This window comes from Lentisalinibacter sediminis, from assembly GCF_040706615.1.
Classification (GTDB): Bacteria; Pseudomonadota; Gammaproteobacteria; order Steroidobacterales; family Woeseiaceae; genus Lentisalinibacter; species Lentisalinibacter sediminis.
Window position 1 is genome coordinate 607,034 of record NZ_JAPDRF010000003.1, and the last position, 25,536, is coordinate 632,569.

Consider the following 25,536-nt stretch of genomic DNA (forward strand, 5'->3'; position numbering starts at 1 on the left):
ATCAGACATTGAACCGGAAATGCATCACGTCGCCCTCCCTGACGACGTAATCCTTGCCTTCCAGACGGAGTTTGCCGGCCTCCCGGGCGCCCGACTCGCCGTTCTTTGCGACGTAGTCGTCGTAGGCGATGACCTCCGCGCGGATGAAGCCCTTCTCGAAGTCCGTGTGGATCTCGCCGGCGGCCTGGGGTGCCGTGGCGCCGACGCGCACCGTCCAGGCCCGCACCTCTTTCGGCCCGGCAGTGAAGAAGGTCTGCAGTCCCAGCAGCCGGTAGCCCGCCCGGATCACCCGGTTCAGACCCGGCTCCTCGAAGCCGAGGTCCGCGAGGAACTCCACCTTCTCGCCCTCGTCGAGCTGGGCGATCTCCGCCTCGATGGCCGCGCACACCGCCACCACCTCGGCGCCCTCGGACGCAGCCAGTTGCCTGAGGGCGTCCAGATAGGGGTTGTTCTCGAACCCGTCTTCGTTGACGTTGGCGATATACATCACGGGCTTGCCCGTCAGCAGGAACAGCTCCCGAAGGTCCGCGCGCTCGTTGTCGTCCAGCTCGAGGGTGCGCAGGGGTGCGCCGGTATCCAGGTGCGCCTTCACCCGCTTCAGTAGATCCCGCCAGGCCACGGCCTTCTTCTCGTTGGTCTTCGCGGCCCGCTCCGCCTTGTCCAGCGCCTTCTCCACGGACTCCAGGTCCGCCAGCGCCAGTTCGGTGTTGATGACTTCCGTATCGCCCACCGGATCCACCCGGCCGGCGACATGGGTGACGTCGTCGTTCTCGAAGCAGCGCACGACGTGGGCGATGGCGTGGGTCTCGCGGATGTTGGCCAGGAACTTGTTGCCGAGTCCCTCGCCCTTCGAGGCGCCCGCCACCAGGCCGGCGATGTCGACGAACTCCATGGTGGTGGGGATCACCTTCTCGGGCTTCACGATGGCGGCCAGCCGCTCCAGCCGGTGATCCGGCACGGGCACCACGCCCACGTTCGGGTCGATGGTGCAGAAAGGGTAGTTCTCCGCCGCGATCTCCGCCGCGGTGAGTGCATTGAATAGCGTGGATTTGCCCACGTTGGGCAGTCCCACGATGCCGCATCTGATTGCCATGGTCCGGGTCCGTGCGCCCGCGCCGGCAGCGGGGCTCTGTATAATCGAAGTGATCCCAAGAAATTCAAGGGGCGTCCGACAGGGCGCGTATCCTAACAAGAATGCCCGGCCTGCATAAGCCGCCAGATCCCCCCCGGAGGACCGATGGTCAAGCTCTACCAGTTCGAGGTCTCGCCATTCTGCGAGAAGGTCAAACGGGTGATGAACCTGAAGAAGGTCTCCTACGAGATCGTCGAGGTACCGATGCTCGCCTTCCTGCGCGGCAAGGCGAAGGCCGTGTCGTCCACCAACAAGCTGCCGGCCATCGAGGACGGCGGCGTGCACCTGGCGGATTCCACCGACATCGTCGAGTACCTGGAGGAGAAGTACCCGGAGCCGCACGTCTACCCCATCGTCCCGGCCGAGGTGGCCATGTGCCACGTGCTGGAGGACTGGGCGGACGAGTCCCTGTACTTTTACGAGTTCTACCTGCGCTTCGCGGTGCCGGAGAACGCCCGGCGCTGGGCACCGGAACTGCTGAAGTACGACCCCGAGTGGTTCCGGAAGCTGGGGCCGCGCATCATCCCGCGCGCAGCGCTGAAGGCGACCCGGGCCCAGGGCATCGGACGCAAGTCGCCGGAGACCATCGCCAGGGAGCTTAATCGCCACGTCGATGCCATCGACGGACTGCTGGGCGACAGGAAATGGCTGGTGGGCAAGTCCCTCAGCATCGCTGACATCTCGGTGTTCGTGATGCTGCGCTGCCTGCAGGGCGTACCCGAGGGCGAGACTGCGCTGGCGCGGAAGAAGGACGTGCGACGCTGGATGCAGCGGGTGGACGAAGCCACCATGGCACCGGTGCTCTAGACCGCGGAGGGAGACCATGTTCAGAGACGACCTGCTGAAGGGCAAGCGCATCCTGGTGACCGGCGGCGGCACCGGACTCGGCAAGGTGATGACCGAGCAGTATCTGCGGCTCGGCGCCGAACTCTACATCTGCGGCCGGCGCCAGTCCGTGCTGGACGAGACGGCCGGGGAACTGACGGAAAAGCACGGCGGCCGGGTGAACACCCGCACGCTCGACATCCGCAACGCCCAGGCGGTGGACGAGGTGATCGACAGCATCTTCGCCGAGGGCCCGCTGGACGGCCTGGTGAACAACGCCGCCGGCAACTTCGTCAGCCCGACCAAGGATGTCTCGCCGCGGGGCTTCGACGCCATCGCGAGTATTGTTTTCCACGGTACTTTCTACGTGACCCACGCCGTCGGCCGGCGCTGGATCGAACTGGGACACACGGGCAGCATCATCTCCATCACGACCACCTGGGTGCGCAACGGCTCGGCCTTCGTGGTGCCCTCGGCCATGTCGAAGTCCGGCATCGATGCCATGACCAAGTCGCTGGCCACCGAATGGGGTCGCTACGGCATCCGCCTGAACTGCATCGCGCCCGGCCCCTTTCCGACCAAGGGCGCCTGGGAGCGGCTGAACCCGGGCTCCAAAGCGGCGGAGAAACAGGACTCGATGGAGCGATCCAACCCCTGGGGACGCTACGGCGAGATGCCGGAGCTAGCGAACCTCGCCACCTTCCTCATGGCGGACGGCTGCGACTATCTCACCGGCGAGACCATCGCCATCGACGGCGCCCAGGGGCTCGCCACCGGCGGCAACTTCTACTCCCAGCTGATCGACGTCACCGACGACGAATGGGACGAGATGCGCGAGGAGATCCGCAAGGCGAACGAGCGGGACAAGGCCGCGCGGAATGGCTGAAACCACTGCGCCACCGCATGCACGTCGCCGCGCGGCGACTCTCTCCTGCCTTCTCGCAGCGCTCCTGCTCGGCACGAGCACCGTCGCAGGAGAGCGGCAGCTCTTCGTCCCGCTGTCATCACCTGCCGGAGCGGACAGCGAGCGGCCCCATCTTGCGCTCGCTCCTGACGGAACGGTCGTCATGAGCTGGCTGGAGCCGACGGACGAGGGGCATGCGCTGCGTTACGCGCGATTGACGGGCACGGACTGGAGCGAGCCGGTGGAGGTTGCGCGTGGCCCCAGGTGAGTTTCGCCCGTTCCGTCGACGGCGGAGCGAGCTTTTCGGAACCGATCGTCCTGGACGGCAAGTCGACGGCCGGAGCCGTACCGTGGGGCCGGGTGGACGTCGTCACCCTGGATGACGGCCGATCGGTCGTGCGCTGGGTCGCCCGCGGAGGCGCCGCCGAAGGCCAACTGGCGCTGGCGTGGATCGAGGGCGATGGTCCCCTGTGGCGCGAGCGCATGACAGTGCCGGGCCCCGAACCGGCACGTCAGATCGGTTTCCCGCAGATGGTTCTCGACGGCGAGGATCTCATCCTCGCCTGGACTGCCGCCGAGGGTGAGAACAGTCACCGCGTCCATACCGTCCGAATCACGGAAAACCGCTGACGAACCCGTAGGAGGGCCTTCAGGCCCGATTGGACAGGCGAATCGGGCCTGAAGGCCCTCCTACATGATTTTTTACCCCGGGTCGGACTCCGCGCCGGCGGCCTGTCGGAGCAACCCGCGGAACGCATGCCTCGGATTGCCGTTCTCGGCGACCACCTTGTAGACGTCACGGGAGATCGGCATCTCCACGCCGTATTCGTCGGCGAGCGCGATCACGGCCGGTGCACTCTTCACGCCCTCCGCCACCATGAACATCTGCTCGGTGATCTCCTTGATCGTGCGCCCCCTCCCGAGTTCGTAACCCACGGTGCGATTACGGCTCTGCGGACTGGTCGCCGTGGCAATCAGGTCGCCGAGTCCCGCAAGGCCGGCGAATGTCTGCGCCTCCCCGCCCATCGCGACACCCAGGCGGGTGATCTCCGCGAGGCCGCGGGAGATGATCGCCGCGCGGGTGTTGTCTCCCGCCGACTGACCGTCACCCATGCCCGCCGCGATGGCGATGATGTTCTTCAGCACTCCGCCCAGTTCGCAGCCGATGACGTCATGGTTCGAGTACACGCGGAACAGCCCGCTGTGGAAGAGCTTCTGCAGTTCCTTCACGATGAGCACGTCCTGCATGGCGATGACGCTCGCCGCCGAATAGCCGGCCATGATCTCCCGGGCGAGATTCGGGCCCGTCAGCATGCCGAACGGATGACCCGGCAGGATCTCTTCGACGATCTCGGACATGCGTTTGCCCGCCGGCAGCTCCAGGCCCTTCGTCAGGCTAACCACCGGCACCCAGGGGCGGATGTGCTCCGCCACCTGCTCCAGCACACTGCGGAACCCGTGCGACGGCACGCCCATGACGATGACGTCCTTGTCTGCGACGGCCTCTTCCAGGTCGCTGGTCGCCAGCAGTTGCTCCGGCAACCTGGCGTCGGGCAGGTAGCGCGAGTTGGTGCGCTGCTCATTGATCTCGTCGGTCACGGTCTGCTGACGCGCCCACAGCGTGACCGGTGCATTGCGCGTGACCAGCGCGGCCACGGTCGTGCCCCAGGAACCGGCGCCGACGACGCCTACTTTCAGTTTCATGCGCTCCCCCTCGTAAAACCGATCCGGATCCCGACCTCGGGCCTGAAGGCCCTCCTACGATTTCTTCTTGCGCTTCGTCTTCTTCTTCGCGGGTGCCGCAGCCGGTGCCTCCACCGCCGCCTTCAGCTCGGCGAGCGACTGGCGCAGGCATTCCACGAAGAAATCGATGTCCGGCAGGATGTGGCGGGCAGAGGTCACGTTGAAGGTGATCTCGCCGTTGTAGCTCGGGGTGCCGATGAACAGACCCATGCCGTCCGCCAGCGGCGCCATGCCGAACGAGTGCACGTTCAGCGCGCCGGCCATGTACAGCGGCTGCTGCGGACCCGGCACGTTGGAGATGAACAGGTTGCAGACGCGCTGCGCGGCGCCGGCACGCAGCACGAGGCGACCGGCCAGCGCCTGGGTGGCGGCCGGGATGTGCCGGGAGATGTCGGTCATGAGCCGGGCGGAGACCCCCGACTTCGCCTCCTTGCTCTGCCGCGTGCCTGCCGTGATGGCGGCGAGACGGGCCAGCGGATCGGCCAGGTGGGTGTGCAGGCTCGCCGTCATCGCCGTGATCCGGTTGCCCGAGGCCTCCACGTCCACGCCCGTACTCTTGCCGGGGCGGGCGTTGATGGGCACCCAGGCCACCAGCGGGTCCTCGGGCAGCTCGCCGTGGTGCTCCAGGTAGCGGCGCAGACCGCCGGCGCAGACCGCCATCACCACGTCGTTGATGGTGGCATTCTCCACCGCCTTGCGGATCTGCTTGAGGTCGTCGAGCGCGAAGATGGCGGCATCGAACATCTTGTGCGGACCCACCGGCACGTTGAAGCGCGTGAACGGCACGCGCTTGCTCGTGCCGTCGTCGCGGCGGAGCGCCTTCTGCGCGAGGCCGGCCAGCGCCGGCACGGAGCGCACCACCGTGTTGGCCAGCTGGAACGGCTCGCGCACGTTGTTCACGAGGGCGCGGCCGGCCATCTCCCGCGGCGTCGGCTCCGCCGCCGGCTCCTCTTCCCGCCTGGGCACCACCAGCGCGGGCGTACCCAGCGCATCCACGTCCGACATGGCCGCGTAAAAGCGGATGACGGCGGCACCGTCCACGGCCGTGTGATGGAGCTTGGTCGCGATGGCATAGGCCCCGTCGGGAAAGCCCTCGATCCGGTCGAGGCCCTCGATCACGTACATCTCCCAGGGCGGGCGCTGCATGGCCAGCGGCCGGGAGTGATAGCGGGCCACATGGATGCAGAACTGGCGCCAGTCCCCCGGCTCGGGCAGCCGCCCGTGGGTGATGTGGTATTCGATGTCGAAGTACTCGTCGTCCGCCCAGTAGGGGAAGTCCAGTTCCAGCGGCACGCGCACGAGCCGCCGCCGGAAGATCGGCGAGGTGTGCAGCCGGCTCTCCACGTGGGCGATGATGTCCTTGAAGCGCACCTTGCCGCCCGGCGCGGTCGAGGGGTCGAAGACGTGCACACCCGTGACGTGGGTGAAGTTGTTCGCCGATTCCATGTACAGGAACTGGGCGTCCTGGGGGCTGAGCTGGTGCATGATCGCTACCTGGCGGCTGTGCGGGTGTATGCCGCAGTTTACCGCTACGGGGCGCCCATGGCAGCGGCTGGCGGCGCCCGGAGGGTCGGCGGGCCTGCATACGGTGCCGATCTGCGGTAACTTTGGGGGTTCGGGCCGCCACCCGGCGCCGGACAGGACACACAGAGGTAGATGCCATGAGCAGCGGAGCAGCAGCGGCGGTCACGTCGACCCGCAAACCGATACGCACCGGCGAGGAGTACATCGACAGTCTGCGCGGCCGGGATCTGAAGGTCTGGCTGTTCGGCGAACTGGTGGAAGAGCCCGTCGACCACCCGATCATCCGGCCCTCCGTCAACGCCGTGGCGCGCACCTACGACCTCGCCGTCGAGAACCCGGAGCTCGCCACCGCCCTTTCGCCCTTCACCGGAGAGCGGGTGAACCGCTTTCTGCATGTCGCGCAATCGGCCGAGGACGTAGTGATGCAGAACAAGATGCAGCGTCGCCTCGGCCAGCTGACCGGCACCTGCTTCCAGCGCTGCGTTGGCATGGACGCATTGAACTCGCTGCATTCGGTCACGTACGAAATCGACGAGAAGCACGGCACGGACTACCACGCCCGCTTCACGGGGTTCGTGGCCGAGGCCCAGCGCGACGGCGTCGTGATCGGCGGCGCCATGACCGACGTGAAGGGCGACCGCAGCCTGCCGCCCCACAAGCAGGCGGACCCGGACCTCTTCGTCCACGTCACGAGGCGCAACGACGAAGGCGTCTGGATCACCGGCGCCAAGGCCCATCAGACCGGCTGCCTGAACTCCCACTGGCTGATCGTCATGCCGACCATGCGTCTCGGCGAAGGCGACGAGGACTATGCCATCGTCGGCGCCATCCCGGTGGAGGCCGAGGGCATCACCTACATCTACGGCCGCCAGTCCTGCGATACCCGGGCCATGGAAGGCGGCGACATCGACACCGGCAACAACGAGTACGGCGGCCAGGAGGCGATGGTCATCTTCGACGACGTCTTCATCCCCTGGGACCGGGTCTTCATGCACGGCGAGTACGAGTACGCGGCAATGCTGGTGGAGCGCTTCACCTGCTATCACCGCAGGAGCTACGTGTGCAAATCCGGCGTGGGCGACGTGCTGATCGGTGCGGCGGCCACCGTGGCCGAGTACAACGGCGCGGACAAGGCCTCCCACATCAAGGACAAACTCACCGAGATGACCCATCTCAACGAGACCATCTACTCGACGGGCATCGCCGCGAGCTATCAGTCCCACGAGCTGAAGTCCGGCGCCTGGATCTGCGACGACATGATCGCCAACGTCTGCAAGCACCATGTGACGAAGATGCCCTACGAGATCGGCCGACTGGCCCAGGACCTCGCGGGCGGGCTCGTGGTGACCCTGCCCTCCCAGAAGGACTTCGAGAGCCCGGAGATCGGCGGCCTGCTGGAGAAGTACCTCAAGGGCCGTGCGGACATCCCCACCGAGAACCGCATGCGCATCCTGCGGCTGATCGAGAACATGACCATGGGCCGCAACGCCGTCGGCTATCTCACCGAATCCATGCACGGCGCCGGCTCGCCCCAGGCCCAGCGCATCCAGATCGCCCGCGCCGCCCAGATGGACTTCAGGAAGGCCCTGGCGAAGGAACTCGCCGGCATCGACGAGACCGAGCGCGAGCAGGTCCTGGAGACGTTCACGGACTACTTCGCGCGGGTATTCGCGACGGCGGAACCGAAGGCAAAGGCATAGCGCCGGCGCGGCTGCCCGCACCCGATGTCCGAAGAGCGCAAGCGCGAGTCCGAGGACAACGGCAGCGAGCCGATCGCCTCCATCGAGGAGTCCGGCACCGGCACGGCCGACCAGCCCGACATCGTCGCGGCCACCGCCCGGTGGCTGGTGCCGCTGATCCGCCCGGCCGTCCTGGTGCTGCTGGCCGGCCTCGGCGCCGGCCTCTGGGTCTCGGCGAACGTCGACCGGCAGTGGGTCGAGCAGAAGGTCACCTATAACGTCTACGAGAACGATGCCGGCCGGCTGGTGTACGTGGAGCGGGGCCGGGAGAAGCGCGTGCTCGACGTCGTGCCGTACGCCGAGTCGCCGCTGCGCCAGGCGGCCCTGGACGAACTGGTGGGCGAGCCGCCGCTGGAGGAGCAGTGGGTCGTCGAGACGGTACCCGCCGACGACGGCAGCGAGCGCCGCTATTCCCTGCTGGAGCCCACCTATCACTTCGGTCCGTGGTCGCTGCTGCCGGCAGCCATCGCCATCGCGCTCTGTCTCCTGACCCGCGAGGCGCTGACCGCCCTCTTCGCCGGGGTCGTCACGGGCGCGTTCATGCTCGGGCAGTTCGACATCACCAACGCGGTACTGCTGCCGAGCCTCGCCAGCGAGAGCGCCGCCGCCATCCTGCTGCTCTATCTCTGGCTTGTGGGCGGCCTAATGGGCATCTGGTCGCGCACGGGTGCGGCGCAGGCCTTCGCGGAATTCATGACTACGCACTTCGTGAAGGGTCCGCGCTCCGCCAAGCTCGTCTCCTGGCTGATGGGCGTCATCTTCTTCCAGGGCGGCACCATCAGTGTGGTGCTGGTCGGCACCATTGTTAAACCGGTAGCGGACAAGGAGCGCGTCAGCCACGAGGAACTCGCCTACATCGTCGACTCCACGGCCTCGCCCATCGCCTCGGTGCTGGCGTTCAACGCCTGGCCCACCTACGTGCAGGCGTTCATCTTCATTCCGGGCGTCGCCTTCCTGGCGACTGAAGAGGAGCGCGTCCGCTTCTTCTTCCAGAGCGTGCCGTTCAGCTTCTATGGCATCCTGGCGGTGCTGGGGACACTGCTGCTCTCGCTCGGCATCACGCGCTTCGCCGGCCCGGGCATACGGGCCGCCCGCAGGCGCGCGCGGGAGACCGGCGAGCTGGACGCCCCCGGCGCCATCCCCATGAGCGCGAAGGAGTTGCACGCGAGCCACGTGCCGCCCGGCTACCGGCCCCAGGTGGCCGAATTCTTCGTACCGCTGGCGCTGCTGATCGCCATCGCCGTCGGCACCTTCGTGGCCATGGGCACGCCGCGGGTGAACTGGGCCTTCGGCGCGGCACTGCTGCTGTCGGTGCTGGTGGCGCTGTTCAAGGGCATGCACCTCGGCCAGGTCATCGAAGGCATCGGCGACGGGCTGAAGGGCGTGGTACTCGCCTCGGTCATCCTGATGCTGGCGGTCACCATCGGCGGCATCAGCCAGGAGATCGGCGCCGGCACCTACCTGGTGCAGCAGCTCGGCGAACGCATCCCGTACTGGGCGCTGCCGGTGGCGCTGCAGCTCATGACCATGATCATCGCCTTCTCCACCGGTACCAGCTGGGGCACCTATGCCATCGCCTTCCCGCTGGCGATGCCGCTGGCCTGGACCGTGGGCCAGGTGCAGGAGGTCGCCAACCCCGAAATATACCTATCCATCTGCTTCGCGACGGTGCTCAACGGCAGCGTCTACGGCGACCAGTGCTCGCCGATCTCCGACACCACCATCCTCTCGGCCATGACGACCGGCTGCGACCTCATGGACCACGTGAAGACCCAGATCGTGCCGGCCAGCTACGCGGCCGGCCTCGCGGCCCTGCTCTGGACCCTGGCCGCCTACACCGTCGCCTGACCCCATCGTGCTTCGCCTCGACCGGCCCACCGAGCACCGCATCGACGCTTGAACGGCTAACCGGGGCGTTCGAAGATCGCATACCGTAATATCGTCCACCGTCGATGACCGACCCAGCCGGAGGATTCCGACCATGACTGCACCACTATGAAGCGTTATTCCCCGATGTGGTGGCTGGTCATCCTTCCTACCTCGATAACGGTAGGCGGGACATCCGTTCTGCTTGCCAGCCTCCTTACGGACTGGGGCATCTTCACGATCCTCGCCGTCGCGGCCGTCGCAACCGCCCTCGCCGATCTGGCGCTGGCTGCCTGGATGGAGTCGATCGCGCCGACCAGGGTTCACATCGGTCCGGGCGAGAAGCACCTGGTGTCCGACCTGCCCTCCGAGAAGGCCGTCGTCGTTACAGGTTTCGACTCCGTCCCGCACGGCCAGGTTTCGATAAGGGGCGAGACGTGGCGAGCCGTTAGGGCACCCGGCGATACCGGAGCCCTTGCCACCGGGATGGCTGTGAACGTCGTTGACCGTGAGGGCCTGACATTGATCGTGTCCAGCCTGCCCCGATAGCGGCGGGCATCGACCTCCCGGCTACTGCAGTACCTGCTTCGGTGTCCGGTCGCTGTAGTAGAGTCCCCAGTGCTTCTCGGCCTTGTCCATCGGGTTGGCCCCGTCGAACCCGCCCTTCCACCTTTCGTCGAATGACGTGAAGTAGAAAGAGACGACCTTGTTGCGGTCTACCCACGGATCGTACTGGTTGAAGAAGACTTCCTGCTCGGGCTCGCCCGCTTTACCGATCAATCCGCCTTCGTAGCTGCCGTCGTCATACACGCGGCTCGTCGGCCAGCCGGTCTCGCAGTAGGCGATCTTGTGGTCGGGATGACGGCTCTGTATGTCGCGGTAGATCGACTCCGTCCATTCCATCGCGACGTCCAGCGTCTTGTCGTTCCAGAACGCATAGGCATGCAGGCAGATGAAGTCCAGCTCGTCGGCCACCCGGCGGGCCTGGGGCTTGTTCCAGAAGTTGTAGTCGTCCGCCACCGTCACCGGTTGGTCTATGCTTTCGCGCACCTGCCGGATCTTCTCGATGACACCGTCCATGTCATCGATGCGGTGGTACGACCAGTCGACGAATATCTCGTTGCCGACGTTGACCGCGATAATGATATCGCTGAAGCGATTGGCGTACTCGATCGCGAGCCTCACCTGCTCGTCATTCTCCTGCTCGGTCTTGTGGGCGTCCAGCCAGATGCCCTGCATGACCCGGATCGGCAGGTCGTGCTCCTCGATCACCTCCAGGATGTTCCGCGCCTGTTCATCCGCGCCGTAGAGGCGGATCAGGTTCCACCGTGGCGCGAGAATCGTGAGGTCTTCGAGAATGTGCTCTTCCGACGTCAGGGCCTCGCCGGGCGCTTCGCCGTCCCGGTAGGCACCATACGAGATTCCGTTGCCGATCCATTTGCCGTCGAGCATCGGCTCGAAAGTGCGTTTCGTCACGGCGCTACTCTCCGCAACGTCGGTGTCCCCGTCGGGAGTCGTCGAACCGCAGGCTGCCAGCGCCAGGGCCGCCGCAATGGGTACCCAGAAGTTCCGATATCTCATGGAGCCAGTCCTTTGTCATTCTTGTGTCGCTGCATAACTTACTACACGGACGCGCTCCGTTCCTCCCTTCCCGCGCACTTCACATATCCACGATTGCCAGACGGCGAAATCCGTCCTAGCGTGAAATGGGGAGAGGAATGGCAGGGAAGCCAGGACGTCACGAGGAGAAGACCGTGACAGACTACATCAGAAAAAGCATCAAAAAGGGGCAGATGGCCGAGTCCCAGGCGGATGTGGCGCTGCGTCCCGAGGGGCGCCGGCAGAGCGGCGAATTGCGCCACGGCGAGTGGATCCGGCAGGCCGAGTCGCAGCTGAAATCGAGACGATTCACGAATCCGCTGTTCGCACTCGTGGTCGTGTTCGCGTTCCTCTTCGGTGGGTCGCTGTATCTGTTCGAGAACCTGCCGGTCATGGCCGGCGATCCGATGTACGCGATCAAGATCACCGTGGCCAGCTTCTTCGCGGTGAGCCTCGGTTTCATCCTCTCGGTGTGGTGGAACGCCACCTCCCGCTTCGATGCCAAGCTGCGGGAGGCCGAGAGAATCGATCGGGAGTACCGCGAACTGCTGATCGGCTTCTCGGACAGCCTGTTCGATATCATCAACGCGCTGAACACGCTGGCCACGAAGCCGCCGAAGCCCTTCGTGGTCGCCACGGAGTTCCTGCTCGGCGAGTACATCCACCTGCTGCAGAGCCAGCTGCAGCGCTACGGTGACTACATCGCCGGACTGGGCTTCGACGCGACGGGCTTTCTCGACGAGAAGATCCGCATCTTCGAGGGCATCCGCGAGCGGGCCAGCCTGTCCATCAAGGGCATGCCGAAGGAGATCGAGTCGCTGTTCGTGGACAGCCTGAACCTGCAGACCGAGAAGCTGCTCGATCCGCAGGCACGGCGTCAGAAGAGCCTGCAGGAGACGCTGGCGGACCTCGGTACGGCGGAGAAAGGGCCGGAACTCAAGCGCGCCGGCTAGTGTCCTGTCTCGCTAATTCGCAGCCTTTCAGCGCCTGACCCGGCCCACCAGCTCCACCGTCGTGCCTTTCTCCGACACGGCGGTGGCGCTACCCGTGATGCGGAAGGCGGTGTGGCCGGCCGCATCGCTCAGCACCAGTACGCGCCCCGCGGCGGTCCGGTTCGCGGCCGGCAGGTCGACGAACTCGACCGGATCGGTCGCTGCCACGGCTCCGGCGAGTGCCAGGGTATCGGTAAGCTCCGGCCAGATGCCGGCCGGCAACTCGCGCAAAGACAGCCCTGCCTGCGCAGGCCGAACGCGGATCGTGACATCGATCGGCTCCACGGTGACCCACGTCAGACCGGAGATACCCGCGGCCTGGACCGGGCCGGCGCCGAGGCGGCGCAGCACGGCGTCCGACGCTTCGAGCGCCCGCCCGAACGCCTCGCCGGCAGCCGGCTCGGGCGGTAATTCCGGCTCGCCCACGGCGATTTCCAGAGTGGCAGTGCTGCGGCGGTCCTCCCGGTCCGTCAGCGTCACCAGGAAGAGATATTCGCCGTCCGCCGCCAGCCGCTCGTTGATGTAAGGGCTGAAATCCAGCGTGACGTCGTAGGCCTGCAGCGGACGGGATTCCAGTCCGAACAGCGGGAACAGGGAACGATCCGGCGTGGTGGCCAGGTCGGCCTCGAACTCACCCTGCCGGATAACCAGGGAAGCGATGCGCGCGGGTGCTTCCGCCCGCAGGCGCACCGGCGGGAATTCGCCGGGCTCACCGCGCTGGGTGCTCGTGATGGCGAAACCCTGGGCCGTGAGGCGGGGTGGCTCGGAGGCCACGGCGAGTGTCGTGGTCGCCAGGATGAGCAGAATGCCGGCGGCCAGATGGCGGGTAATCATCGTTTCTCCCGCAGGCGGCGGGTCATGCCGCGGGCATACAGGCGCGGCGTGAGTCTGGCCAGGTAATAGGACAGACGGCCCAGGAAGCTGAGCACGACGATGTCCCTGCCCTTCTTCGCGCCGCGGACCATGGCATCCGCCACGTCGTCGGGTTCGGCCAGCCGGCCGATCATGGTGCGCCTGGTGCCGGCCGGCTTGCCGTCGCCGCCCATGGCCCGCTGCTCGAAGGGGCTGCGCACGAAGTTCGGGCAGGCCACCATCACCCGCACCCCGTCCGCTGCGACCTCGCAGCGCAGCGACTCGAAGAAGCCGTGCAGCGCGTGCTTGCTGGCCGCATACCCGGTGCGGCCATACAGCGGTGCGACGCCCGCAATACTGCTGGTGACGATGATCAGCCCTTTCGTCGCCCTCAGGTATTCCAGCGCGGCCTTCGTGCAGTTCACGCTGCCGAAGAAGTTCACCTCCATCACCTTGCGGTACACCTCGAGATCGGTCTCCTCGAACAGGCTGCGGTGGACGGTACCGGCGTTGTTCATCAGCACGTCGAGACGACCGTAGTGGCCCACCACCGCCCGGAACGCGCGCTGGCAAGCCGCGTAATCGGTCACGTCGCACCCGACGGTCATCACGTCCGCGCCCGTCACGCGCAGCCCTTCCACTGCCTGCTCGAGCGGTTCGGGCTCGAAGTCCAGCAGGGCTATGCGCGCACCCTCCAGGCTCCAACGCCGCGCCAGCGCACGGCCGATGCCGCCGGCGCCGCCCGTGATCGCGACCACCGGGCGATAGTCGGCATCGCCGGCGAGACTCTTGTCGTCGGGCTCGTCGCGATCCTCCAGCCAGATGCGGAAGGCCGCCGCCGAGGAGATTGGCGTGTAGCCGAACTCGCTCTTCAGCCGCTCGTTGGAGAGCACCGGGCGGTAGCGCAGGAAGTCCACCGTCTCCGGGCCGTTCACGGTCTTGCCCAGCCGCTTCGCAAGCCCCAGTCCGGCAGCCAGCAGGCCGGCGGGCACAGGCAGGTACGGCTTGCGCAGGGCTTTCGCGATCGCCCTCGCGGTGAGCGCGCCGTCGCCGGCGACATTGTAGACACCGGTCTGCTCGCCGAGCGCCGCCTGCACGAGGATGGCCACCAGGTCCCGGTCCCAGACGAACACGAACGGAGCATCCGTACCCAGGATGCCCGGCACCACGGGCCCCTCGAAGATCTCGGTGACCGGGCTGCTGGTGCCTTTGCCGATGACCGTGCCCGGGCGCAGCAGCACCTGGGCGAGTGCGGGATGCGTGATCCGGTACTCGGCGAGGATGCGCTCCACCTCGCTCTTGTTGCGGCTGTACTCGAAGGCGGGATGGCCGCGGGCCGGCGCTTCCTCTGTCATCCAGCGGGGATTGTCGGGGCTGTAGCCGTACGCGGCGCCGCTGGTGGTGACCACGAAACGCCCGACGCCTGCTTCGACGCAGGCCTCCAGCAGCCGACGGGTGCCGATGACGTCCACCCGACGGGCGAGGTCCGGCGGCGCGTCCGGCGGCGGCTTCAGGATGCTGGCGAGGTGAATGACGGTGTCGATGCCGTACTCCTCCAGCAGGGGTGCAATTTCCTCGCTGGCGATGTCGCCGCTGACCGTTACCACTCCCGCCGGCGCCTCCGCCTCACGGATGTCGTAGGCGACCACCGTGCCCACGTCGTCGTGGCCGGCCAGCTCGGCGACCGTGAGCCCGCCGATATAGCCGGCCGCGCCCGTGACGAAGATGTTCCTCGGCATGGATGCCTCCCGTGTCTGTCAGTCGGGCCGTGTCCGGTCGGGCCCGTCGCCGCTATCGCCGCTATCGTCGCGACCCTCGCCCGGAAGGTCCCCGGAACGGCCGCCAGGTTCGCGCCGCGACCAGAGTGCGGCCAGGGTCAGCCCACCCACGATGTGCCAGCTGCCCCACCAGGCCGCCACAATGGCCATGCCACCCAGCCCGGCGAAGAACGTGAAGATCAGCGCGAGCCCCAGGCCGCTGTTCTGGATGCCCACCTCGATGGTCACGGCGCGGCGGTCCCGGGCCGAGAGACCGGTGAGGCGGCCGGCAGTGTAGCCCACCGCCAGGGCGAGGGCATTGTGCGTGGCGACGATCCCCAGCACCGGCAGTATAGCGAGAGTGAGGTATTCCCGGTCGCGCCAGAAGGCGAGCACGATGAAGCCCAGGAAGAACAGCCCCCCCGCTACGCGCAGCGGCCGGCGCATGCGGGCGGCGAATGCCGGGTAGCGCGAGCCGGTCCACATGCCGGCGAGCAGCGGCAGCGCCAGAATCAGCAGGATGGTGATCACCATGATCACCGGATCCACGGCGATGTCCGCGAGCAGCCGTCGGGTGTCCGGGTCCAGCGCCGCCCAAAAGGTGAGGTTGAACGGCGTCATGAACATGGCGGCGGTGCTGGTCACCGCCGTCATGCTCACCGAGAGCGCGGCGTTGCCCTTCGCGAGCCATACCAGGAAGTTGGAGACGTTGCCGCCCGGGCAGGCCGCGATCAGCATCATGCCCAGCGCCACGCTGGGGATCGGGTCGATGAGTTGCACCAGCAGGAAGGTGGCCGGCGGCAGCAGCAGGAGCTGGGTGGCGATGCCCACGAGCGGACCCCGCGGCGCCTTCGCCACCGCCCGGAAATCCGACAGGCGCAGATCCAGCGCCACCCCGAACATCAGCAGCGCCAGGATGATGTTGAGCGCGAGCAGACTGGCGGGCTCGAAGTCCAGCCTGATGGCGTCGAGGGCGGGATCCACGCGGGCGGCTCAGCCGCTCAGCCTACCGGCTCCCCGTGCATCTCCTTGAACTCGGTCAGCCCCGGCGCCATCAGGTGGGCCATCGGGTCCACGTCCACGTGGATCACCGCCGGCCGGCCGGACTCCATCGTGCTCCGGAGCACGCCCTCCAGCTCCGCCGGGTCGGCCACGCGTTCGCCGATGGCGCCCATGGCCTTCGCGACATCGTCGAAACGGGTTTCCTCGAAATCCGTGTTGATGGTGGAATCGGCGTCGATGCCCATGGCCTGGCGCAGCTGGCCGATGCCCACCGTCTGGGTGAGCTTCACCATCCCCCACTGCTTGTCGCAGAGCACCACGTACACCAGCGGCAGCTTCTCGCGCACCGCGGTCTCGACCTCCTGCATATGCATGGCCATGGCGCCGTCACCGATGATGCAGACCACCGGACGATCCGGGCACGCCGTCTTCACGCCGAGCGCCTGGCCGACGCCGGCACCGAGCATGCCGAACTTGAAGGTGGAGTAGACCGCATCCGGCCTCGCGTTGCGGTAATAGTGCGCGCACCAAACCGCCGTGTTGCCGCCGTCGATCACCAGCATGCCGTCGTCGCCGAACACTTCCCGCGCCTTGGCCGGCACGTGGGCCGGATGCATGGGCGAGGTGTCCGAGGCGAGCACGGCGTCCAGCCCGGCGCGGACTTTCGCGCGTGCCTCGGCGAGTTCCGCGATGGCCTGACCGCGCGCGGTGATCAGGCGATCGGTCACCGGCTCGCGCTCGAGCTCCTCGGCCAGGGCCTGCAGGAATACCTTGACGTCTCCGACGATGCCCAGGTCCACCGGCCGGTTGCGGCCGATGATTTCCGGGTCGATGTCCACCTGGATGGTGCGCTTGGGCACCTCCGGGTCCGAGCCGCCCCAGAAGCGGCCGCGGCCCCACCAGTCGGTCTCGCCGACCCGGGAACCCAGGATCAGGAACAGGTCGCTGCGGCCGCGTGCCTCGCGGGCCACATCCAGAGTGCTGTTGGGGATGGCGAGCGGGCTGGACTCGTCCAGCGCGCCGCGGGCGCCCCAGCTGACCGTGACCGGCGCCTGCAGCAGATCGGCCACGGCCTGCAATTCTTTGGCGGCTTCCGCGTGCACGATCCCGGTGCCGCCGTGGAGCATCGGCAACCGGGCTTCGCGCAGCATGTCCGCCGCCGCGCGCACCTGATCGGGATCGACCGCCAGCGGCGTCACCGGCCGATAGCTGGGCGGCTCGCGCAGGAAGTCGGCGGGATACTCCGCCGGCCCGTTCATCAGGTTCTCGGGTACGTCCAGGTGGACGACACCGGGACGCCCGATCCAGGACATGCGGAACGCCTCCCGCGCCAGTTCCGGCAGCCGGTCCGGTGTGGCCACCGCGCCCGACCACTTGCTCATGGGCGCCGTCGTTCCCACCTGGTCGAAATACTGGAACGTGCCGCCCCGGTCGGGGTAGGCGAGACCGGTGCGCCGGCAGCTCGTGATCAGCAGCACCCGGTTGCCCTCGCCCTGCTCCACGGCCACACCGGGCAGGATGTTGGCGACGCCGGGACCGTTGCTGGCCATGCATACGCCGAGCCGGCCCGTGGCGCGGGCGTAGGCGCCGGCCATATGGGCCGCCGTGGATTCATGCCGCGGCGAGACCAGGCGGATGCCGTACTTCTGGAACGCGGTGTAGAAGCCGAGATAGGTGCCGTCCACGATGCCGAAGATCGTGTCCACCCCCTCCTTCGCCAGCATGGCGGCGAGCACCTCGCCGCCGATCATCTGTTTCGTCGCGGGTGATTGCGCGTCGTTCATTGTGTCCCCCTAAATAATTCATGTAGGAGGGCCTTCAGGCCCGATTGTCTGATGGATCGGGCCTGAAGGCCCTCCTACAGCCCGATATCGAATCGGGGATAAATCCCCTCCTACAGCCTTAGCGCGCCGTCCACCTCGATGCAGCGGCCGTTGACGTAGTCGTTCTCCAGGATGAACTGCACCGCGTGGGCGATCTCGTCCGGGTCGCCCACCCGGCCGGACGGTATGCCTCTCGTCAGCTTCTCGCGGGCCTCCGGCTTCATGGACATCACCATCTCCGTACCGATGAAGCCCGGCGCGATGGAGGCGGCGCGGATGCCGTAGCGGGCGAACTCCTTGGCCCACACGACGGCCATGGCCTGCACGCCCGCCTTGGTGGCCGAGTAGTTCACCTGACCCATGTTGCCGGCGCGGGAGATGGAGGAGATGTTGATGATGCAGCCCTTCGACCCGGTGGCGATCATCTTCGCCGCTGCCTCCCGGCCGCACAGGAACACGCCGGTCAGGTTCACGTCGATGACCAGCTGCCACTGATCCAGGGTCATCTTGGAGACGAGTTCGCCGTCCTTGACCTTCAGCGTCAGCGCGTCCCGGGTGATACCCGCATTGTTCACCAGCCCGTGCAGCGCGCCGAAATCGCTCCCGATGTCCTCGAACAGCGCCACCACCGACTCCTCCTCGGCGACATTGGCCTTGTACACGGCTACCCGGGACGAGCCGGCCTTCTCGCATTCAGAGGCGGTCGAATTCAGGGCGTCCTCGTCCAGGTCCACCAGCGCCAGCTTCGCGCCGCGGGCAGCCAGGCGGAGAGCCATCGCGGCGCCGAGTCCGCGCCCGCCACCGGTGATCGCAATGGTCTTGTCTTTGAGGTCCATGGGGATGATTGCTCCTCGTTGTCGTTATCGAATGCGTGTGGTTCAGCCGAAGACGTACTCGCCGGGCGCGTCGCGCAGCGGGCGGTAGCCCTTGCGCGGTGCGCCAATGGACGGCGGCTTCACCCGGCTGGTGGTCTGCGCGTCCAGCCACGCGTCCCACACCGGCCACCAGGAACCGTCCTCCGGCGGCGTCTCGGCCAGCCAGCGATCCGGCGCGATGTAGCTCTCGCCCGGTGCGTGGGTGCGCAGGCGGTAGCGGCGCCGCGGATGGCTGGGGCCGCTGATGATACCTGCATTGTGGCCGCCGCTGGTGAGCAGGAAGGTCACCTCGGCATTGGTCAGCCGGTTGATCTTGTAAACCGACTTCCACGGCGCCACGTGATCGGTCTCCGTACCGACGACGAACAGCGGCACGTCGACGGCGTCGAGGTGCACCTTCTCGCCCTCCACCTCGAAACGCCCCTCGGCCAGATCGTTGTCCAGGTACAGCCGGCGCAGGTACTCGGAATGCATGCGCGGCGGCATGCGGGTGCCGTCAGCGTTCCAGGCCATGAGGTCGTTCAGCTGCGGCTCCTTGCCGAGCACGTAGCGATCGACCGCGGGCGCGTACACGAGATCGCTCACCCTGAGCGCCGCGAAGGCGCCGCCCATGTTCTCGACGCCGAGATAGCCCTGCTTCCACATGAAGCTGTCGAGGAACGAGACGATGCTGTCGGAGAGGAACAACCGGATCTCGCCCGCCTCGCTGAAATCCGCCTGCGCGGCGAAGATGGTCAGCGACTTCAGCCGCTCGTCGCCGTCCCGGGCCATCTTCGCTGCGGCGACATAGGCCAGCGTGCCGCCGATGCAGTAGCCGACCAGGTGGATCTTGCGCCGCGGCACGACGGCGCTCACCGCATCCAGCGCTGCCATGATGCCGAGATTCAGGTAGTCGTCCATGCCCAGGTCCCGGTCGGCTTCGGTCGGGTTCTTCCAGGAGATCATGAACACCGTCTTGCCCTGCTCCACCAGGTAGCGGACCAGCGAGTTCTTCGGCGAGAGATCCAGGATGTAGTACTTCATGATCCACGCGGGCGTGATCAGCACCGGCTCGGCGCCCACCTCCCCGGTCTGCGGCGTGTACTGGATCACCTCGATCAGGCGGTTCTCGTAGACCACCTTGCCCGGGGTCACGGCCACACTCTCGCCCGGCCGGTAGGCCTCCACGCCCGGCGGTGGCTGGTTGCGCGCCTTGCGCAGCTGATCGTCGACCAGGTTGCGCGCGCCGCGCAGCAGATTACGGCCGCGTTCGGCGACGGTGGTCTGGATGACCTCCGGATTCGTGAGCGGCACGTTCATCGGCGAGGCCAGGCTCAGTATCTGCTGTGCCATGAACGCGACCAGCTGCTCGCGGGACCGGTCGACGCCGTCCACCCCGGTGGTGGCCTCGTGCCACCAGTCCTGGCTGAGCTGATACCCCTGGGCCATCACGTTGAACGGCCAGCGCTGCCAGGCCTCGCCCTGCATACGCCGCTCCGTGATTCGCGCCGGCGGCTCACCGCCGCGGCCGAACATGGCCTTGAGATTGTAGATGCCCAGCTGGACGGTCTTGCGTATGAAGCTCTGGGTGAGCAGCGCGACCTTCCCGGGCGAGAGCGAGAGATGCACCAGCCAGTCCAGATACGCCAGCGAGAGTTCCACCGGCGACATGCCCCGCGTGGCCCGGGCGATCAGCGAACGCACCTCCCGGTCCAGTTTCTGAGCGTCCTGCCTGCCGAGCGGCTGATATTCCCTGACGAAATCGTCAAGTGATGCCGCGAGCGAGGTCCCTTTTTCTTCTTCGCCACCGTTGTTCGCCATGGTCCCGACCCCCGGATCGTGCACAAAAAGGCTCGCCCGATGCTACAGGCTTCTTGCGCTGCAGCAAGTCGGGTAAACCGAAACGTGTTCTCTTATGGCCGTCATGCGGTGGCGTGAAGGGGCTGCCGGTCAGCGACGCCTGCTGACTGGTGCCAGACCTACCGGCTACGGGCGCGTCAGCGGATGGGTAAGGGTTGTGGGGTCGTCCTTGATGCAGCGGAGGCATCGATGGGCATGTAGGAGGGCTTCAGCCCCGATCAGCGCTCGACCAGCTCAGGCGAAGATCGGGCCTGAAGGCCCTCCTACGTGGTTATTTCACCGTGTGGCGGGTGCCTGGTTCGGGCGGGTCCTCCGGCGGGCCGGCGAAGCACTGCGCCATGGCCATCCAGCGGACGGCGGTCTCGCCCTTCACGTCGAGACTCGTGTCGGCCACGTTGCGGGTCTGGGTCACCACCTGGCAAAACTCGGTGGCGTCACCGGCCACGTAGTTCACGTCGCTCGGCTCATTGAATTCCCAGACGGCGCCGGAGGGTGCATCGAGGCGGACGAAGGGCGGCTGCTCCGGTATCTCCAGGCCCCGGTTGCGGAAGGTCCAGCCGAAGGTGTTGACGCCGAGGACGGCGATGTTCCTGATGCCGTCGGTATCCCGGCGCACGACGCCGAGTTCGTCGTAAACCTCCTGGCCGTGAGCCCAGGTTTCCATGTGGCGGGCCGTGATGGCCGAGCGCACGCTCATGTCCGGCCCTGCCCATTGCACCCGGGCCTTCGGATCGGCCTCGCCGAAGCGCTCGCACATGGGCAGGTAGAACTCCCGCCAGTCCTCCAGCAGCGCGCGGCCGGCCAGCTCGCCGCGCCATTCCCGCTCGAAGGCCCGCATGCCGCCTTTCTGTGCCGCGGCCATCACTTCGGCCAGGAACTGCCGGAACGCCTCCGGGTCCGCCAGCGACAGCGCCGCCGCCCGGTTCCAGAGGTGCAGGTGGCCGATGACGTCGTCGATGGTCCAGTCCTTGAACTGTGTGCGCCGCGCGAATTGCTCGTCGGCCAGCGGCGCCAGCAGCTGGTAAAGCGCCTCGCTCTCGTCGCGGAAATCGATCACCTGCTGGAACATGACTGCCTCCCCGTCGCCGGTTGCCTTCAGTTGTCCAGGAAATCGCCGAGCCGCTCGTAGGCGGCGAGGAAATCCTCCTGAAACTCCTGTACCACGGCGCGCACTGACTTCTCCTGATTCATGAGTCCGACGCCCTGGCCCACCCAGTAGGTGGCGAGCTCGCCCGCGCCGGCGTGACCGCCCTGGGCCAGCTTGTCCAGCTTCCTGAGCGCCGGCTCGCTGACCAGGGACTGCAGTGGCATGGGCAGGGGCGGCGGGCTGTCGCCGGACTCCCAGGCGTCGGTCCACGGCGAGCGCAGCTGACGGGAGGGTTTGCCCGTGCGGCTGCGCGAGCGCACGGTATCCCGGGAACTCGCCTTCAGCATCTTCTCCTTCACCACCGGGTTGGTCTCGGCCTCGGCCGTGGTCAGCCACACAGAGCCGGTCCAGGCGCCGTCCGCGCCCATAGCCATGCAGGCGGCCATCTGGCGCCCGGTGACAATACCGCCGGCGGCCAGGATGGGCACGTCGCTGATGGGGCGCACCGCCTCGCAGACCTCCGGCACCAGCACCAGGGTGGAGACGTCGCCGCAGTGGCCGCCCGCCTCACCGCCGGCCACCACGAGGATGTCGACACCGGCGTTCACCTGGCGGATGGCATGCTCTTTCGCGCCCACCAGCGCCGCGACGGCCACGTCATGCTGCTTGCCCATGTCGAGCATGATCTGCGGCGGCACGCCCAGTGCGTTGGCGATGAGCTTGATGGGATGCGAGAACGCCACTTCCAGCAGTTCGCCGGCGCCACCTTCCTGCAGATTCTTCGCGAAGCGCACGTGCTCGCGGCGCCCGTCCTCGAGGTCCTCGGTGGAGATGTCACGGCTCGCGAGCAGGCCTGCGGCGAACTGTTTGTGCGCGTCGGGCACGGCGGCGAGCAGCTGGTCCTCGTCGACGGCCTGACCCTTGCCCTCCACCTTGTTCGGCACGATCAGGTCCACACCGTAGGGCTTGCCGTCGACGTGTTCGTCGATCCAGGACAGTTCCTCCTCGAGCCGGTCGGGCGGTAGCGTCACCGCGCCGAACACGCCCATGCCGCCGGCACGGGAGACGGCCGCCACCACGTCGCGGCAGTGGCTGAAAGCGAACAGCGGGAATTCGATACCGAGTCGCTCGCACAGGGCTGATTTCATAGATTCCTCCAGTAAAGCAAGGGTCGCCGGCGGCTCAGGCCGCGTCGTCGTCCGCCGGCTCGATCTCCAGGATCAGTTCGTCGGCCGCCACCTGCCGCCCGGCCTCGCAGTGCACGGCGGTCACCACGCCGTCGATCTCCGCGCATACCTCGTGCTGCATCTTCATGGCTTCCAGCACCAGCAGCCGGGTACCCCGCGTGACCGTCGCGCCGGGCGCAACCGCGACCTCGGTGATCAGCCCGTGCATGGCGGCGGTGACCCGGCCGCCGCCGGACTCCTCTGCCGCCGCGACGCTCTCTCTCAGATTCTCGAACGCGGCGGCGCGACCGTCCACCGACAGGTGGATGAACCCCGGTCGGGACAAGTGGAACAGCACGTCGACGATGCGGTGGTCGATGGCAATACGCGCCCGGTGCGCCTCGCGCTCAAGGATGCGCAGGCGCCACTCTCCGTTCGCGCCGGTCACCGTCACAGTGCCCTCGGGTGAGGAGCTGACGGCGAGATCGACCGGCTGGCCTTCCAGCTCGTAGCGGTAGCGCGATACCAGCCGGCCAGCGCTCGACCAGCCGAGCAACTTGGACGATACGCCGACGCTGGCCGCCAGCGCGGCCTCACCGGCAAGGGTGTATTCCAGCAGCGCCGCGACGGCGGCATCGACTGGCCGCGGACCGCCGCCGAAGACGCCCTCGCCCTGCTCCTCGAGGAAGGCCGTGGTGGCCCGGCCCTCGGCGAAGTCCGGCTGCCGCAGCACCTCGATCAGAAAGTCCCGGTTGTTCGCCACGCCGAACAGGGCCGTGCCCTCCAGCGCGCGGATGAGGTTCATACGGGCGGCGTCCCGGGTTTCGCCATGGCTGATGATCTTGGCCACCATCGGGTCGTACCAGGGCGAGATCTCCGAGCCGGTCGCGACGCCGGCATCCACCCGGATGCCCTCGCCCGACGGCGGCAGCCACAGTTCGATGCGGCCGGTAGACGGCATGAAGCCCCGTGCAGGGTCCTCGGCGTACAGGCGCACCTCGATCGCGTGACCCTGCAGCGCGACCTCGTGCTGCTCGACACCGAGCGCGCGCCCCTCGGCCACCCGCAACTGCAGCGCGACCAGGTCCAGGCCCGTCACCATCTCGGTCACGGGGTGCTCTACCTGCAGCCGGGTATTCATCTCCAGGAAGTAGAACTCGCCGGACGCGTCCAGCAGGAACTCGACGGTGCCGGCGCCCCGGTAGTCGATGCTGCGGGCCGCGTCCGCCGCCGCGGCGCCCAAGGCCTCGCGCAGTTTCTCCGTCATCACCGGACAGGGCGCCTCCTCCACCACCTTCTGATGGCGGCGCTGTACGGAGCAGTCCCGCTCGCCGAGATGGATGACGGCATCGTGGTCGTCGGCGACTACCTGTATCTCCACGTGCCGGGCGTCGACCACCGCCTTCTCCAGGATCAGCTCGCCGGAACCGAAGGCGCTCTCCGCCTCGCTGCGGGCCAAGGAGAGGGCGGATGCCAGGTCCGCCTCGCGCTCGACCCGACGCATGCCACGGCCGCCGCCGCCGGCGGCCGCCTTCACCATGACGGGATAGCCGATGTCACGGGCGGCGGCGGCGAAGGCTGCATCGCCCTGGTCCTCGCCCTCGTAGCCGGGTACGCACGGCACACCCGCTTCGATCATGCGCCGCTTGGCCGCCGCCTTGTTGCCCATCAGTTCGATGGCCTCCGCCGGCGGCCCTATGAATGTGAGTCCCGCGGCGGCGCAGGCACGGGCGAAGTCCGCGTTCTCCGCCAGGAAGCCGTAGCCGGGATGCACGCCGTCGGCCCCGGCGGTCTCCGCCGCACGCAGAACGGCCTCGATGTTCAGGTAGGACTCGGTAGCGGGTCCCGCGCCGATGCACTCGGTGACGTCTGCCAGGCGCACGTGGGGCGCGTCGGCATCCGCCTCGGAGTACACTGCGACGGCCCGGCGCCCGGTCGCCTGCACCCCGCGGATGATGCGACAGGCGATCTCGCCCCGGTTGGCGATGAGGATGCGCTCGAGCGTCACGGCGACCAACCCGGTTTGCGCTTCTCGACGAAGGCGGCCACGCCCTCGCGGCCCTCGTCCCCCAGCATGCACTCGGCGAAGCGCCGGGCGGCGAGATCGGTCATGGCCTCGGGGTCCAGCCTGACTGCCGCCCGCGCCAGTTCCTTGGTCACGGCGATCGCGCCGGGCGCGCAGCGCAACACGTCGGCGCGGATCACGGCCTCCAGGGTCTCGAGTTCGTCGGCGTCGTTGGCGAGGAAATCCGCGATGCCGATGTCCCTGGCGCCGGCTCCGTCGAATTCCGCGGCGGTCAGCATGATGCGCCGCGCGGCGGCCAGACCAATCCGCCGCACGACATAGGGCGCGATCTGTGCCGGCGGGATGCCGAGACGCGCCTCGGTCAGCGCAAAGCGGGCGTCCCGGGTGACCACCACGACGTCACCGCCGCACACTATGCCGAGGCCGCCGGCGACGGCCGCGCCCTCCACCAGCATCACCACCACCTGGGGCATGGAGTCCACCAGCGCGAACAGCTCGCCGCCCCGGCGGCTGGCCGCGGCCACGTCGTCGGCGCTCTGGCCGCCGCCCTGGAATACCGCGCGGAAGCCTTTCACGTCGCCGCCGGCGCAGAACATGCCGGCCCGGCCGCGGACGGTGATGCCGCGCACCGCACGGTCATCGCGCACCGCTTCCAGCACCGCGATCAGCTCCTCGATCATCTCGGCGGATAGCGCGTTCCTCGCCTTCGGCCGGTTCAGCCAGATGGTGAGCCAGCCGCCGGCGAGTTCCAGGTCGAGGTTTTTCGTATCGGGCAGGTCGCTCAT

The 25,536-nt window shown here is 67.5% G+C and carries 21 protein-coding genes; 7 read left to right on the forward strand and 14 right to left on the reverse strand.

Going from position 1 to position 25,536, the window contains the following annotated elements; all coding sequences use genetic code 11:
- Nucleotide 1 precedes the first annotated feature (1 nt).
- Nucleotides 2–1,093 carry a redox-regulated ATPase YchF gene (ychF, locus tag ACJMKX_RS07680; RefSeq protein WP_405223344.1) on the reverse strand — a complete coding sequence of 364 codons (1,092 nt, stop codon included), beginning with the start codon at nt 1,091–1,093 and terminating at the stop codon, nt 2–4.
- Nucleotides 1,094–1,237: 144 nt separating this feature from the next.
- Here ychF and ACJMKX_RS07685 point away from each other — a divergent pair, with 144 nt between their 5' ends.
- The 3 genes from ACJMKX_RS07685 (at nt 1,238) to ACJMKX_RS07695 (ending at nt 3,491) form a co-directional block, all read left to right on the forward strand.
- Nucleotides 1,238–1,939: a glutathione S-transferase family protein gene (locus tag ACJMKX_RS07685; protein WP_405223347.1), complete on the forward strand. Its 702-nt coding sequence runs from the start codon at nt 1,238–1,240 to the stop codon at nt 1,937–1,939.
- 16 nt (nt 1,940–1,955) lie between these two features.
- Entirely contained in the window at nt 1,956–2,843 is an 888-nt protein-coding gene (locus ACJMKX_RS07690; RefSeq protein WP_405223350.1) for an SDR family oxidoreductase, read from the forward strand.
- 282 nt (nt 2,844–3,125) lie between these two features.
- Nucleotides 3,126–3,491, forward strand: a complete 366-nt coding sequence (locus tag ACJMKX_RS07695; protein ID WP_405223353.1) for a hypothetical protein — start codon at nt 3,126–3,128, stop codon at nt 3,489–3,491.
- 72 nt (nt 3,492–3,563) lie between these two features.
- On the opposite strand, the gene ACJMKX_RS07700 is transcribed toward ACJMKX_RS07695, so the two are convergent.
- Together ACJMKX_RS07700 and ACJMKX_RS07705 are read right to left on the reverse strand one after the other, a co-directional pair.
- Entirely contained in the window at nt 3,564–4,565 is a 1,002-nt protein-coding gene (locus ACJMKX_RS07700) for an NAD(P)H-dependent glycerol-3-phosphate dehydrogenase (RefSeq protein WP_405223356.1), read from the reverse strand.
- A 54-nt stretch (nt 4,566–4,619) separates the two neighbouring features.
- Nucleotides 4,620–6,089 (reverse strand): WS/DGAT/MGAT family O-acyltransferase, encoded by a 1,470-nt coding sequence (locus ACJMKX_RS07705; protein ID WP_405223359.1) that lies wholly within the window; start codon nt 6,087–6,089, stop codon nt 4,620–4,622.
- 176 nt (nt 6,090–6,265) lie between these two features.
- Between ACJMKX_RS07705 and ACJMKX_RS07710 the strand changes: the two genes are divergently transcribed.
- The 3 genes from ACJMKX_RS07710 to ACJMKX_RS07720 all read left to right on the forward strand — a co-directional run bounded on the left by ACJMKX_RS07710 (nt 6,266) and on the right by ACJMKX_RS07720 (nt 10,282).
- A complete protein-coding gene (locus ACJMKX_RS07710; RefSeq protein WP_405223361.1) occupies nt 6,266–7,828 on the forward strand; it encodes a 4-hydroxyphenylacetate 3-hydroxylase family protein in 1,563 nt (520 codons plus the stop codon).
- 24 nt (nt 7,829–7,852) lie between these two features.
- Complete coding sequence (locus ACJMKX_RS07715) at nt 7,853–9,715, forward strand: Na+/H+ antiporter NhaC family protein (RefSeq protein WP_405223364.1); 1,863 nt, start codon at nt 7,853–7,855, stop codon at nt 9,713–9,715.
- A gap of 147 nt (nt 9,716–9,862) precedes the next feature.
- Nucleotides 9,863–10,282: an NfeD family protein gene (locus tag ACJMKX_RS07720; protein WP_405223367.1), complete on the forward strand. Its 420-nt coding sequence runs from the start codon at nt 9,863–9,865 to the stop codon at nt 10,280–10,282.
- Nucleotides 10,283–10,303: 21 nt separating this feature from the next.
- Here the strand turns inward: ACJMKX_RS07720 and ACJMKX_RS07725 are convergent, their stop codons facing one another.
- Nucleotides 10,304–11,314 (reverse strand): glycoside hydrolase family 17 protein, encoded by a 1,011-nt coding sequence (locus ACJMKX_RS07725; RefSeq protein WP_405223369.1) that lies wholly within the window; start codon nt 11,312–11,314, stop codon nt 10,304–10,306.
- Between the two features lie 173 nt (nt 11,315–11,487).
- Here ACJMKX_RS07725 and ACJMKX_RS07730 point away from each other — a divergent pair, with 173 nt between their 5' ends.
- On the forward strand, nt 11,488–12,285 hold the full coding sequence (locus tag ACJMKX_RS07730) for a hypothetical protein (protein ID WP_405223372.1): 798 nt from the start codon (nt 11,488–11,490) through the stop codon (nt 12,283–12,285).
- Nucleotides 12,286–12,312: 27 nt separating this feature from the next.
- Here the strand turns inward: ACJMKX_RS07730 and ACJMKX_RS07735 are convergent, their stop codons facing one another.
- The 10 genes from ACJMKX_RS07735 to ACJMKX_RS07780 form a co-directional block, all read right to left on the reverse strand.
- The gene (locus tag ACJMKX_RS07735; protein WP_405223375.1) at nt 12,313–13,158 is read right to left on the reverse strand and encodes a hypothetical protein; all 846 of its coding nucleotides are present in this window, start codon (nt 13,156–13,158) and stop codon (nt 12,313–12,315) included.
- Entirely contained in the window at nt 13,155–14,915 is a 1,761-nt protein-coding gene (locus ACJMKX_RS07740) for an SDR family oxidoreductase (protein ID WP_405223378.1), read from the reverse strand. Before ACJMKX_RS07740 ends, ACJMKX_RS07735 begins: the two co-directional genes overlap by 4 nt.
- Before the next feature lie 18 nt (nt 14,916–14,933).
- Nucleotides 14,934–15,917, reverse strand: a complete 984-nt coding sequence (locus ACJMKX_RS07745) for a bile acid:sodium symporter family protein (RefSeq protein ID WP_405223381.1) — start codon at nt 15,915–15,917, stop codon at nt 14,934–14,936.
- A gap of 17 nt (nt 15,918–15,934) precedes the next feature.
- The gene (locus tag ACJMKX_RS07750; protein WP_405223384.1) at nt 15,935–17,719 is read right to left on the reverse strand and encodes a thiamine pyrophosphate-binding protein; all 1,785 of its coding nucleotides are present in this window, start codon (nt 17,717–17,719) and stop codon (nt 15,935–15,937) included.
- A gap of 110 nt (nt 17,720–17,829) precedes the next feature.
- Nucleotides 17,830–18,594 carry an SDR family oxidoreductase gene (locus tag ACJMKX_RS07755; RefSeq protein ID WP_405223386.1) on the reverse strand — a complete coding sequence of 255 codons (765 nt, stop codon included), beginning with the start codon at nt 18,592–18,594 and terminating at the stop codon, nt 17,830–17,832.
- 42 nt (nt 18,595–18,636) lie between these two features.
- Nucleotides 18,637–20,433: a PHA/PHB synthase family protein gene (locus tag ACJMKX_RS07760; RefSeq protein ID WP_405223389.1), complete on the reverse strand. Its 1,797-nt coding sequence runs from the start codon at nt 20,431–20,433 to the stop codon at nt 18,637–18,639.
- A gap of 310 nt (nt 20,434–20,743) precedes the next feature.
- Nucleotides 20,744–21,541, reverse strand: coding sequence for a TIGR03084 family metal-binding protein (locus ACJMKX_RS07765; RefSeq protein ID WP_405223392.1), 798 nt, complete (start codon nt 21,539–21,541; stop codon nt 20,744–20,746).
- 26 nt (nt 21,542–21,567) lie between these two features.
- Nucleotides 21,568–22,707 (reverse strand): NAD(P)H-dependent flavin oxidoreductase, encoded by a 1,140-nt coding sequence (locus tag ACJMKX_RS07770; RefSeq protein WP_405223395.1) that lies wholly within the window; start codon nt 22,705–22,707, stop codon nt 21,568–21,570.
- 34 nt (nt 22,708–22,741) lie between these two features.
- Nucleotides 22,742–24,733: an acetyl/propionyl/methylcrotonyl-CoA carboxylase subunit alpha gene (locus tag ACJMKX_RS07775; RefSeq protein ID WP_405223800.1), complete on the reverse strand. Its 1,992-nt coding sequence runs from the start codon at nt 24,731–24,733 to the stop codon at nt 22,742–22,744.
- On the reverse strand, nt 24,730–25,536 hold the full coding sequence (locus ACJMKX_RS07780; RefSeq protein ID WP_405223398.1) for an enoyl-CoA hydratase/isomerase family protein: 807 nt from the start codon (nt 25,534–25,536) through the stop codon (nt 24,730–24,732). Before ACJMKX_RS07780 ends, ACJMKX_RS07775 begins: the two co-directional genes overlap by 4 nt.

Coding starts and splice junctions, on each gene's coding strand:
- ACJMKX_RS07750 (WP_405223384.1), bottom strand. CDS start 17,719: ATGAACGACGCGCAATCACCCGCGACGAAACAGATGATCGGCGGCGAG.
- ACJMKX_RS07685 (WP_405223347.1), top strand. CDS start 1,238: ATGGTCAAGCTCTACCAGTTCGAGGTCTCGCCATTCTGCGAGAAGGTC.
- ACJMKX_RS07720 (WP_405223367.1), top strand. CDS start 9,863: ATGAAGCGTTATTCCCCGATGTGGTGGCTGGTCATCCTTCCTACCTCG.
- ACJMKX_RS07780 (WP_405223398.1), bottom strand. CDS start 25,536: ATGAGCGACCTGCCCGATACGAAAAACCTCGACCTGGAACTCGCCGGC.
- ACJMKX_RS07710 (WP_405223361.1), top strand. CDS start 6,266: ATGAGCAGCGGAGCAGCAGCGGCGGTCACGTCGACCCGCAAACCGATA.
- ACJMKX_RS07700 (WP_405223356.1), bottom strand. CDS start 4,565: ATGAAACTGAAAGTAGGCGTCGTCGGCGCCGGTTCCTGGGGCACGACC.
- ACJMKX_RS07715 (WP_405223364.1), top strand. CDS start 7,853: ATGTCCGAAGAGCGCAAGCGCGAGTCCGAGGACAACGGCAGCGAGCCG.
- ACJMKX_RS07765 (WP_405223392.1), bottom strand. CDS start 21,541: ATGTTCCAGCAGGTGATCGATTTCCGCGACGAGAGCGAGGCGCTTTAC.
- ACJMKX_RS07725 (WP_405223369.1), bottom strand. CDS start 11,314: ATGAGATATCGGAACTTCTGGGTACCCATTGCGGCGGCCCTGGCGCTG.
- ACJMKX_RS07755 (WP_405223386.1), bottom strand. CDS start 18,594: ATGGACCTCAAAGACAAGACCATTGCGATCACCGGTGGCGGGCGCGGA.
- ACJMKX_RS07740 (WP_405223378.1), bottom strand. CDS start 14,915: ATGCCGAGGAACATCTTCGTCACGGGCGCGGCCGGCTATATCGGCGGG.
- ychF (WP_405223344.1), bottom strand. CDS start 1,093: ATGGCAATCAGATGCGGCATCGTGGGACTGCCCAACGTGGGCAAATCC.
- ACJMKX_RS07690 (WP_405223350.1), top strand. CDS start 1,956: ATGTTCAGAGACGACCTGCTGAAGGGCAAGCGCATCCTGGTGACCGGC.
- ACJMKX_RS07735 (WP_405223375.1), bottom strand. CDS start 13,158: ATGATTACCCGCCATCTGGCCGCCGGCATTCTGCTCATCCTGGCGACC.
- ACJMKX_RS07705 (WP_405223359.1), bottom strand. CDS start 6,089: ATGCACCAGCTCAGCCCCCAGGACGCCCAGTTCCTGTACATGGAATCG.
- ACJMKX_RS07760 (WP_405223389.1), bottom strand. CDS start 20,433: ATGGCGAACAACGGTGGCGAAGAAGAAAAAGGGACCTCGCTCGCGGCA.
- ACJMKX_RS07770 (WP_405223395.1), bottom strand. CDS start 22,707: ATGAAATCAGCCCTGTGCGAGCGACTCGGTATCGAATTCCCGCTGTTC.